Source organism: Bordetella genomosp. 11, from assembly GCF_002261215.1.
Classification (GTDB): Bacteria; Pseudomonadota; Gammaproteobacteria; order Burkholderiales; family Burkholderiaceae_B; genus Bordetella_C.
In genome coordinates, this window is sequence record NZ_NEVS01000001.1 from 1,362,053 (window position 1) to 1,372,626 (window position 10,574).

Here is a 10,574-nt window from a genome sequence, read left to right on the forward strand (position 1 = left end):
GGCATGCTGGATCTCGGTAGAACTTTTCTGCAAAGCGTTGAGCGCAGCCCCGACGCGCCGGCAATCGCCGACGGGACGCTCGTGCGCACCTATGGGCTATGGCACGCCGACATCGCCGCGCTCGCGGCGGGCCTGGATGCGCTGGGATTGCGGCGCGGCGACCGCGTGCTGGCGGTATTGCAGAACCGCTTCGAGATGGCGACGCTGCATTGGGCATGCCAGTTCAAGGGCATCGTCGTCACGCCGCTGAACTGGCGCGCGAAACCCGACGAGGTCGAGTATTGCGCGCGCGATGCGCAGGTGCGCGCGGTGTTCTACGAACCGGTCAGCGCCGAATCCGTGCTGGGCAGCCCGGCCGCCGCCAGCCTGCCCAAAGTGGCGGCCGGCGGAGCCCCGGGCGCCCTGGTCACCTTCGAGGCGCTGCTTGCCGCGCATGCGGGCGCGGCGCTGGTGCCGCAGGCGCAGGCGGACGATTTCTCGCTGATGTTGTACACGTCCGGTACGACCGGCAAGCCCAAGGGCGTGCCGCGCCGCCACCGCCACGAGCGCGCCGCCGCGCTGGCGCATGTCGCGCAGAACCTGTATCGGCGCGGCGAACGCACGCTGGGCGTGATGCCGCTGTACCACACCATGGGGGTGCGTTCGCTGCTGTCGATGGCGATGGTGGACGGCCTGTTCGCCTGCCTGCCGAAATTCGATACCGGGCTGGCGCTGGCGGCAATCGCCGAACACCGGTTGACCTGCCTGTACCTGGTGCCGACGCTGTACCACGATATGCTGGCGCATCGCGAACGGCATGGCGGCGACGTATCGTCGGTGACCAAGCTGGGCTTTGCCGGGGCGCCCATGCACGACGCCCTGTTGCAGCGCCTGAAGGCGGTCTTCGCGCCCGAGCTGTTCGTCAACCACTACGGGTCTTCGGAGGTTTACACCTGCGCCGTGGATCCCGACGCGTCGCGCAAGCCGGGCAGCGCGGGCAGGGCGGGCATCAACACGCGCCTGCGCGTCATGCGGCTGGGCGCATCGTCGCCCGACGCCATCGCGCCGCGCGGCGAAGAAGGCGAAATCATCGCCGACCTGATGGGCGACGAAGCCTTCGAAGGCTATTGGAACCGCCCGGATGCCAATGCCAAGTCCATGCTGGACGGGTGGTATCGCACCGGAGACACCGGCTACATCGACGAGGACGGCGATCTGTTCGTGACCGGCCGGGTCGACGACATGATCATCAGCGGCGGCGAAAACATATCGCCGGTGGATATCGAATCGGTCCTGTCCCTGCACCCGGCGGTGGACGAAGTGGCGGTCGCCGGGCTGCCCGACGAACGCTGGGGCCAGCGCGTCGTGGCGTTCGTCAAGCGGCATGCGCCGGTGGACGAGGCGGCGCTGGATGCCCACTGCCGGCAATCCGACCTGCTGAATTTCAAGCGCCCGCGCGAGTACGTCTTTGTGCAGGCCATACCCAAATCGCCGGTGGGCAAGGTGCTGCGGCGCAAGCTGATCGCCGGCGAGTACGACGCGGATCGTGCCGCGGCGGCCGGGCCGTCCGCATCCGCGGAACCGTCCGCCGCGTCCGCGCCCGCCGGCGGCAAGTCCGCCTGACCCGGCATTACCGAACCTAATCCGTCCCGGAGCTGCATTCCATGACAACTTCCACCCCGGCTACGCCCTACACCGACCTGCGCGCGTGGCTGAACAACCTGGCCGCCACCGGGCGCATGGCCGTCATCCGCGACGGCGCCGCGCTGGAGCACGAGGTGGCGGCCATCGCCAAAAGACTGGACGGCCGGCAGGCTGCCTATTTCAAGCAGCCGGGCGGCCATCCGATGCCGGTGGTGTCCGGCTTCATGTCGCGCCGCGCGTGGATCGCCGAGGCCATGGGCGTGCCGGAATCCGGCCTGCTGGCGGCCTACCGCCGCGCGGCCGAGGCGCCGCTGCCCTGTGAAGAAGTGCCGGCGGGGCAGGCGGCCTGCCAGCAGGTCGTGCATCGCGACCCCGATGTGCGCGCCCTGCTGCCCGTGCCCACGCACAGCGAACACGACAACGGCCCCTACATCACGGCCGGCATGGTCATCGCGCGCAATCCCGTGACGGGCGTGCAGAACGTCTCGATCAACCGCATCCAGGTGCATGCGGGCGACCGCATGGCTATCCTGCTGCTGCCGCGGCATTTGCATGCCTTCTACAAAGAGGCCGAAAAGCGCGGCCAGGATCTGTCGGTGGCCATCGTCATCGGCGCCGATCCACTGACGCTGCTGGCCTCGCAGGCCATTATGCCGATCGACCACGACGAGCTGGAAATCGCGGGCGCGCTGCAGGGGCGTCCCCTGCCGGTCGCGCGTTGCATGACCAGCGATATCCACGTTCCCGCCGACGCCGAGATCGTCATCGAAGGCCGCATCCTGCACGACGTGCGCGAAGCGGAAGGGCCGTTCGGCGAGTTCCCCCGCTATTACAGCGCGCGCGAACAGCGCGAAGTGATCGCGGTGGACCTGGTCACCCACCGCCGCGATCCGGTATTCCACACTATTGTTCCCGCCGAGATGGAACACCTGCTGCTGGGGTCCATCCCGCGCGAAGCGACGCTGCTGGCGCACCTGCAGCGCAGTTTCCCCGGCGTGTCCGACGTGCACCTGTCGATCGGCGGGGTGGGGCGCTATCACCTGTTCGTGCGCTTGCGCAAAACGCATGAGGGCCAGCCCAAGAACGTCATCCTGTGCGCCTTCGGCGCGCACTACGACATCAAGCAGGTCGTGGTGGTGGACGAGGACGTGGAGGTACACGATCCGCGGCAGGTGGAGTGGGCCGTGGCCACGCGCTTCCAGGCCGACCGCGATCTGGTGGTCATATCGGGCGCGCAGGGTTCGGTCCTGGACCCGTCGACCACGGTGGCCGCCGGCGCGGGCGCCGATACCGTGCCCGCCCATTTGCAGGGCATCAGCGCCAAGATGGGACTGGATGCCACCCGTCCCGTGTCCTACCACGAACACGTGTTCACCAAGGTCCGGATTCCCGGCGAGGAAGAGATCGATCTGGGATCCTGGATCGAGACGGATGCCGGCGTGGACTTCAATGCGGTGTCCGATCGATGAGCAAGGCGCCTCGCAAACGGCTGGTCGTGGCGATCACCGGCGCCAGCGGCGCCATCTACGGCGTGCGCATCCTGCAGTACCTGCGCCGCTGCCCGGACTGGGAGAGCCACCTGGTGCTGTCCCACTCCGGCGCGTTGACCGCGGCGCAGGAGCTGGACCTCAAGCGTGGCGAGATCGAGGATCTTGCCGATGTCGTGCACAACGTCAAGGACATCGGCGCCTCGGTGGCCAGCGGATCCTTTCGCACCGAAGGCATGGTTGTCGCGCCATGTTCGATGAAGACACTGGCGGCCATTGCGCTGGGGCTGGCCGATAACCTGGTCAGCCGCGCGGCCGACGTGGCCTTCAAGGAACGGCGCAGGGTGGTCCTGCTGGCGCGCGAAACGCCGCTGAACCTCGCGCACCTGCGCAATATGACCAGCGTGACCGAGATGGGCGGCATCGTCTTCCCGCCCGTGCCGGCGTTCTACAACCAGCCCGCCACGCTGGACGACGTGGTCAACCATACCGTGGGAAGGGTGCTGGACCTGTTCGGCATCCACCATGACGATCTGCTGGAGCGATGGGAAGGGCTGCGCAAGCCCGCCGCCGCGCCGGCATCCGGATTTTCCCATTCCGAAGGAGCAAACCCGTGACGACTCTCAAGCATCCCGCCCATGACCTGCCCGCCCAGCTGGACGGGTTCCGCGTCGAGATCGACGCCGACCGCCAGCGCGCCGACATCGTGCTGGCCCGTCCGCCGTTCAATATCGTTTCCATGCCGCAGCGCGACCAGTTGCGCCTGGTGTTCGAAGCGCTGGACGAAGATGCGCGCGTGCGCGTCATCGTGCTGCGCGCCGAAGGAGAGCACTTCTCCAGCGGCGGCGATATCAAGGGCTTTCTGGAAGCATCGCCCGAGCACGTGTCCAAGCTGGCCTGGAATATCGCCGCGCCCGCGCGCTGCGCCAAGCCGGTGATCGCCGCCGCGCGAGGCTATTGCTTCGGCGTGGGTTTCGAAATTTCGCTGGCCTGCGACTTCCGCGTCGTCAGCGAGACGGCGCAATATGCGTTGCCGGAACAGAAGCTGGGCCAGATCCCGGGCTCGGGCGGTTCGGCGCGGCTGCAGAAGATGGTGGGCATTACGCGCACCAAGGACATCGTCATGCGCTCGCGCCGTATCGGCGCGCGCCAGGCCTACGACTGGGGCGTGGCGACCGAGGTCGTGCCCGACGGCGAACTGGAGGCGGCGACCGACCGGCTGGTGGCCGAGCTGCTGACCTTCTCGCCGTTGGCGCAGCGTACCGCCAAGAAGCTGTTGAACGACACCGAGGACGCCTCGCTCTCGGCCTCCATCGAACTGGAAGGGCATTGCTACAGCCGCCTGCGCAGCAGCGACGATTTCCGCGAAGGCGTGGAAGCCTTCCACGGCAAGCGCGCGCCCAAGTTCCGGGGCAGCTAGCAAGATGTCTTCGGTTGGCGGTTCGTTCGACTACCTGATCGTGGGCGGCGGTTCGGCCGGCTGCGTGCTGGCGCATCGGCTGTCCGCGCTGCGCGCCTGCCGCGTCGCGCTCGTGGAGGCGGGCGAGGACACCCCGCCCGGCGCCGTGCCGGCGGAGATCCTCGATAGCTATCCCATGCCGGTTTTCTGCGGCGACCGCTGGATCTGGCCCGGGCTGGCGGCCACGCCGACGCGTGGCGCCGCGCCGCGTGTCTACGAGCAGGGACGCGTGATGGGCGGCGGCTCCAGCATCAACGTGCAATCCGCCAACCGCGGACTGCCGCGCGACTACGACGGCTGGGCGGCTGCCGGCGCCGCCGGCTGGGGCTGGGACGACGTGCTGCCGTACTTCCGCAAGCTGGAGCGCGATCTGGATTTTCCGGGGCATCCCCTGCATGGCGGGGACGGCCCCATCGCCATCCGTCGCATCGCCCCAGGCGACTGGCCGCCTTTCTGCCAGGCATTCGCGCAAGGCTTGCAGCGCAGCGGCCTGGCGGCGCTGCAAGACCAGAACGCCGAGTTCGGCGATGGCTACTTCCCCGCGGCGTTCTCCAATGAACATGACCGGCGCGTGAGCACGGCCACCGCTTACCTGGATGCGGCGACGCGGGCGCGGCCCAATCTGCGCATTTTTTCGCGTACCCGCGTGCGACGCCTTCGCATGGCGGGGACGCGTGCCACCGGCGTGGATGCCGTCGATGCCGCCGGTACGCCGTTGCGGCTGGAGGCGCGCGAAGTCATCGTGTGTGCCGGCGCGCTGCAATCGCCGGCGCTGCTGATGCGGGCGGGTATTGGCGATGGCGAGGCCCTGGCGGCGCTCGGGTTGGACTGTGTCGCCCATCTGCCGGGTGTCGGGCGCCATCTGCAGGACCATCCCACGCTGACGTTCTGCCATTTCCTGCCGCCGGGCCTGCGCATGCCCTTGAGCCGCCGCCGCGCCAGCATGCTGGCGGCGCGTTTGTCCTCGGGCCTTCCGGGCGCGGAGCCTTCCGACCTGTACCTGTCCAGCGCAACCCGCGCGGCGTGGCATGGCCTGGGCAACCGGCTGGGCTTGTTCTTCCTGTGGTGCAACCGGCCGTATTCGCGCGGCAGCGTCACGCTCGCATCGGCCGATCCGGACTTGCCGCCCAAGGTAGAGCTGAATCTGCTGGACGACGAACGCGACGTCGCGCGGATGGCGGCTGGCGTGCGCCTGCTGGCCGGCATCGTCGGCGCATCGGCGCTGACCGCCGACGAGCGGGATTTCTTCCCCGCCGCATTTTCGCCGCGCGTGAAGGCGCTGAGCCGCCACACCCGCGCCAATGCGCTGCTCACCCGGCTGGCGGGTGGACTGCTGGATGCGCCAGCCCCCTTGCGACGGGCCATGATCGGCCGCTTCTTCAACGGGGGGCGGACGATGTCCGCCATCCTGGAGGATGCCTCGGCGCTGGCGGCCTTCGTGCGCCGTCAGGTCTTCGGCGTGTGGCATGCCAGCGGCACCTGCCGCATGGGCGGGGCCGGCGACGCCGGCGCGGTCACCGACGTCCAGGGCCGCGTGCACGGGGTGTCCGGGCTGCGCGTCGTGGATGCATCGCTGATGCCCGCGTTGCCGTCCGCCAATACCAATATCCCGACGATCATGATCGCCGAGAAAATCGCCGACGCGATGGCGCGGCAGGCGGCGCGCGGTTCGACCTGAATCGCGCGCATGCATAAAACCAGAGGAGATAACGATGTCCATAGGAGTGGAACGCATGGCCGCCGAGCCGGCGGCGGGCAACCGGCAGGTCATGGGCGCGGTCGTTGCGTCCTGCCTGGGCTGGGCCCTGGATCTGTTCGATTTGTTCGTCCTGCTGTTCGTCGCGCCGGTGGTCGGCCGCCTGTTCTTCCCGTCGGAACATGCGATGCTGTCGCTGGCCGCGGTGTACGCGTCCTTCGCCGTGACGCTGCTGATGCGCCCGCTGGGTTCCGCGCTATTCGGTTCCTACGCCGACCGCAAGGGCCGCAAGGGGGCCATGATCGTCGCCGTGGTCGGCGTCGGTCTCGCCACCGCGGCATTCGGCCTGCTGCCCACGGTGGCGCAGGTGGGGCTGCTGGCGCCGGTGCTGTTCGTGGTGCTGCGCCTGGTGCAGGGCGTATTCGTCGGCGGCGTGGTGGCGTCCACGCATACCATAGGCACCGAGTCCGTCGCGCCGCGATACCGCGGCGCGGTCTCGGGACTGATCGGCGGCGGCGGGGCGGGCATCGGCGCCTTGATGGCCTCGCTTACCTATATGGTCATGACGGAGATCTTTCCGGGCGAGCAGTTCGACCAGTGGGGATGGCGCTGCATGTTCTTCACCGGCATCATCAGCTCGGTGCTGGGCGTGTTCATTTTCAACCGCCTGGAGGAATCGCCGCTATGGAAGAAGCTGGCCGCGGAAAAGGCCGCGCGGGCGGCGCAGGCCCGTCTCGAACACGCCACGCAGATCCCGGTTTCGCCGCTGCGCACGCTGTTCTCGCCTGACTACCGCGGCATTCTTTTCGTGAACCTGCTGCTGACCATCGGCGGCGGCAGCGCGTACTACCTGACCTCCGGCTACCTGCCCACGTTTCTCAAGGTCGTGAACCAGGCGCCGGGCGGCGTGGCGGCCGCCATCCTGATGGCCAGCAGCGTGGCGGTGGTCATCGCCGCGATTGCCGTGGGGCATCTCAGCACCTATCTGGGCCGCAAGCGGACGTTCCTGCTGGTGGGCGTCATACAGCTGTTCGCGATGCCCGCCCTGTATCACCTGCTGCCGTCCGCGCAAAGTCCACTCGCCATCGGCGTGTACGCCATCATCCTGAGCGCGCTGGGCAGTTCCGGCTACGCGCCCATCCTGATCTTCCTGAACGAACGGTTTCCAACGGCGATACGGGCCACGGGAACCGGCCTGTCATGGAACCTGGGCTTCGCCATCGGCGGCATGATGCCCACGGCCGTGTCGCTGGCCTCGGCCACGCCCGCGGCCCTGCCCACGACACTGGCCTTCTTCACAGGCGGCATCAGCCTGGTCTTCCTGCTGGGCGCGCTTGTCGTGCCCGAAACCATCGGGCGCCTGGAAAGCGTGCCTGCACGCCAGGGAGCCTGACGCGATGCGTGCGGACCAGGCCCTTTCCATTGCCGATCTGCAGGCGGTGGCGCGGCGGCGCTTGCCGCCGGGCATCTATGGCTATGTCCATGGCGGCAGCGAGGACCAATCGTCGTTGCGGGCCAACCGGGCCGCATTCGCGCGCTGGCGTTTCCTGCCCCGGCCGCTGGTCGACGTCTCGGCGCGGGACCAGTCGGTGCAACTGTTCGGCGTGCGCTACGCCGCTCCGATAGGCATCAGTCCCATGGGCGTGGCCGGGCTGTGCGGCTACGAGGGCGATATCGCGATGGCACAGGCCGCCCGGCAGGCCCAGGTGCCCTACGTGTTGAGCGCGGCGTCCACCACGCCGCTGGAGCGCGTGGTCCAGGCCAATCCGGACACGTGGTACCAGGCCTATCTGCCGGCGCGTCCGGAAGTCATCCAGCCTTTGCTGGAGCGGGTATCGAACGCCGGCGTGCGCGTGCTGGTCGTCACGGTCGACGTGCCGATCGCCTCGACCCGCGAAAACGAATTGCGCAACGGCTTCAGCATCCCCCTGCGCCTGAGTCCGAAACTGGTCTGGGGCGGCCTGATCCGGCCGCGCTGGATGGCGGCTACTTTCGCGCGCACACTGTGGCGGCAGGGTATCCCGCGCTTCGAGAACTTCACGGCGCAGCGCGGCGGCCGCATCATCACGGCGGCGAAGGGTGACCACCGCGCCGGTCGCGCGTCCATGACCTGGGCCGAAATCGCATGGATACGCGAACGGTGGCAGGGCAAGTTGCTGGTCAAGGGGGTGCTGCGCGCCGCCGATGCCGGGCGCGCGCGCGGCATCGGCGTGGATGGCCTGTTCGTATCCAATCACGGCGGACGCCAGCTGGACGGCGCCGTCGCCTCGCTCGACGCCTTGCCCGCCATCGCCGCGGCCGCGCCCGGCTTGGCCATCCTGCTGGACGGCGGCGTGCGCCGAGGCACCGACGTCCTGAAGGCGCTGGCCCTGGGCGCGCACGCCGCCTTCATCGGCCGCCCCGCGATGTACGGTTTGGCGGCCGGTGGGCAGGAGGGTGTGCACCATGCCTTGCGCCTGCTGTCGCGCGAGATCGATGTGGACCTGGCGCTGCTGGGCTGCCCCGCCGTGGCGGGGCTGAATCACGAGTTCATCTGTCCCGCCGCCGGCCTGGCGCCGGGCGCTTCACGATGGGAAGGCGTGTCCGCCCCCGAACCGTTGACCGAGGAGTTTTCCGTATCATGACCGCATCCACGCTCGCTTCCCGCACTGGCGGCCAGGTCCTGGTCGATGCGCTGCGCCTGCACGGCGTCGATACCGCCTTCTGCGTGCCCGGCGAAAGCTTCCTCGCCGCCATCGATGCCTTTCACGACGCGCGCGACGTCATCCGCCTGATCGTCTGCCGGCAGGAAGGCGGCGCGGCGCATATGGCCGAGGCGCACGGCAAGCTGACCGGGCAGCCGGGCATCTGTTTCGTCACGCGCGGCCCCGGCGCCACCAACGCCAGTATCGGCGTGCACACCGCCCGGCAGGACTCCACGCCCCTGATCCTGTTCGTGGGACAAGTGGCGCGCGATTGCATGGGCCGCGAAGCCTGGCAGGAAATCGACTACCGCCACATGTTCGGCCACATCGCCAAATGGGTGGACCAGATCGACGACCCGCGCCGCATCCCGGAATACATCAGCCGGGCCTTTCACGTCGCCACGTCGGGGCGGCCCGGCCCGGTGGTGCTGGCGCTGCCGGAAGACATGCTGGCCGAAGCCGTGCAGGTCGACGATGCGCCGCCCTACCGTACCGCCCAGGCAGGCCCGACGCCGCAGGCCATGGCGGAACTGCGCGATCTGCTGGCCGCCGCGCAACGGCCGCTGGCGCTGCTCGGCGGCGGCGCCTGGACACGGCAGGCCAGCGAAGACGTCGCGGCGTTCGCGCACGCTCACGGACTGCCGGTCGCTTGCGCCTTCCGCCGCCAGGACCTGCTGGACAACCGGCATGACTGCTATGTGGGCGAGGCGGGGCTGGGCATGGACCCCAGGCTGGCCGATCGCATCCGCCAGGCCGATCTCATCCTGGCGATCGGACCGCGCATGGGGGAAACCACCACCAACGGCTACGCCCTGCTGGACGTGCCGCGGCCACGCCAGAAACTCGTGCATGTGCATGCGGATCCCGAAGAGCTGGGCCGCGTGTACCAGGCGGACCTGCCCATCAACGCCGGGGTGGCGGCTTTCGCCAGGGAAGCCGCGCGCCTGGAGGCACCGGCCGTGCGCCGCTGGGCGGCATGGACGGAGTCCGCGCGCGCCGACTACCTGGACAATCTGCGACCCGGCCCCATGCCGGGCGGCATGGACCTGGGCGCGGTGGTCGCGCATTTGCGCGAGACGCTGCCGCCGGACAGCATCATCACCAACGGCGCGGGCAACTATACCTTGTGGGTGCAGCGCTTTTACCAGTACCGGGGCGTGCGCACGCAGCTGGCTCCCACCAGCGGCACGATGGGATACGGCCTGCCCGCCGCGGTCGCGGCCAAGCTGCGCCACCCGGAACGCACGGTGGTCTGCTTCGCGGGCGACGGCTGTTTCCTGATGAATGGCCAGGAGCTTGCCACCGCGGCGCACTACAAGCTGAACATCATCGTCATCGTCGTGAACAACGCGATGTACGGCAGCATCCGGATGCACCAGGAGCGGCATTATCCCGGGCGCGTATGCGCCACGGACCTGACGAATCCCGATTTCGTCGCGCTGGCGCGAGCCTACGGCCTGCATGCGGAGCGCGTCGAACGCACCGGGGACTTCGCGGCCGCCTTCGACCGCGCCGCGAAGGCGGGGCGGCCCGCGTTGCTCGAACTGCCGGTCAGCCAGGATGCGCTGTCCCCGCGCACCACCATCGCGGCGCTGCGCGCCAGCGCCGCGAAGAAGGGCGGGTAA

8 protein-coding genes are annotated in these 10,574 nt (G+C 69.0%); all 8 read left to right on the forward strand.

Features of this window, described 5'->3' with window-relative positions:
* Positions 1-3: 3 nt before the first annotated feature.
* The 8 genes from CAL28_RS06115 to CAL28_RS06150 are packed head-to-tail and all read left to right on the forward strand — an operon-like array spanning position 4 to position 10,574.
* Positions 4-1,602: an AMP-binding protein gene (locus CAL28_RS06115; protein WP_094840448.1), complete on the forward strand. Its 1,599-nt coding sequence runs from the start codon at positions 4-6 to the stop codon at positions 1,600-1,602.
* A gap of 41 nt (positions 1,603-1,643) precedes the next feature.
* Positions 1,644-3,092: a UbiD family decarboxylase gene (locus CAL28_RS06120; protein ID WP_094840449.1), complete on the forward strand. Its 1,449-nt coding sequence runs from the start codon at positions 1,644-1,646 to the stop codon at positions 3,090-3,092.
* Entirely contained in the window at positions 3,089-3,727 is a 639-nt protein-coding gene (locus tag CAL28_RS06125; protein WP_094840450.1) for a UbiX family flavin prenyltransferase, read from the forward strand. Before CAL28_RS06120 ends, CAL28_RS06125 begins: the two co-directional genes overlap by 4 nt.
* Positions 3,724-4,530 carry an enoyl-CoA hydratase/isomerase family protein gene (locus tag CAL28_RS06130; RefSeq protein WP_254926002.1) on the forward strand — a complete coding sequence of 269 codons (807 nt, stop codon included), beginning with the start codon at positions 3,724-3,726 and terminating at the stop codon, positions 4,528-4,530. The genes CAL28_RS06125 and CAL28_RS06130 overlap by 4 nt, the downstream gene beginning before the upstream one ends.
* A 4-nt stretch (positions 4,531-4,534) precedes the next feature.
* Positions 4,535-6,247, forward strand: coding sequence for a GMC family oxidoreductase (locus tag CAL28_RS06135; protein ID WP_094840452.1), 1,713 nt, complete (start codon positions 4,535-4,537; stop codon positions 6,245-6,247).
* Between the two features lie 34 nt (positions 6,248-6,281).
* Positions 6,282-7,658 (forward strand): MFS transporter, encoded by a 1,377-nt coding sequence (locus tag CAL28_RS06140; RefSeq protein ID WP_094840453.1) that lies wholly within the window; start codon positions 6,282-6,284, stop codon positions 7,656-7,658.
* Between the two features lie 4 nt (positions 7,659-7,662).
* Complete coding sequence (locus CAL28_RS06145; RefSeq protein WP_094840454.1) at positions 7,663-8,889, forward strand: alpha-hydroxy acid oxidase; 1,227 nt, start codon at positions 7,663-7,665, stop codon at positions 8,887-8,889.
* Positions 8,886-10,574 (forward strand): thiamine pyrophosphate-binding protein, encoded by a 1,689-nt coding sequence (locus tag CAL28_RS06150; protein WP_094840455.1) that lies wholly within the window; start codon positions 8,886-8,888, stop codon positions 10,572-10,574. Before CAL28_RS06145 ends, CAL28_RS06150 begins: the two co-directional genes overlap by 4 nt.

Bases quoted from the DNA above. Each gene is read 5' to 3' on its own strand.
- CAL28_RS06145 (WP_094840454.1), top strand. From the start codon at position 7,663: ATGCGTGCGGACCAGGCCCTTTCCATTGCCGATCTGCAGGCGGTGGCG.
- CAL28_RS06150 (WP_094840455.1), top strand. From the start codon at position 8,886: ATGACCGCATCCACGCTCGCTTCCCGCACTGGCGGCCAGGTCCTGGTC.
- CAL28_RS06125 (WP_094840450.1), top strand. From the start codon at position 3,089: ATGAGCAAGGCGCCTCGCAAACGGCTGGTCGTGGCGATCACCGGCGCC.
- CAL28_RS06115 (WP_094840448.1), top strand. From the start codon at position 4: ATGCTGGATCTCGGTAGAACTTTTCTGCAAAGCGTTGAGCGCAGCCCC.
- CAL28_RS06120 (WP_094840449.1), top strand. From the start codon at position 1,644: ATGACAACTTCCACCCCGGCTACGCCCTACACCGACCTGCGCGCGTGG.
- CAL28_RS06135 (WP_094840452.1), top strand. From the start codon at position 4,535: ATGTCTTCGGTTGGCGGTTCGTTCGACTACCTGATCGTGGGCGGCGGT.
- CAL28_RS06140 (WP_094840453.1), top strand. From the start codon at position 6,282: ATGTCCATAGGAGTGGAACGCATGGCCGCCGAGCCGGCGGCGGGCAAC.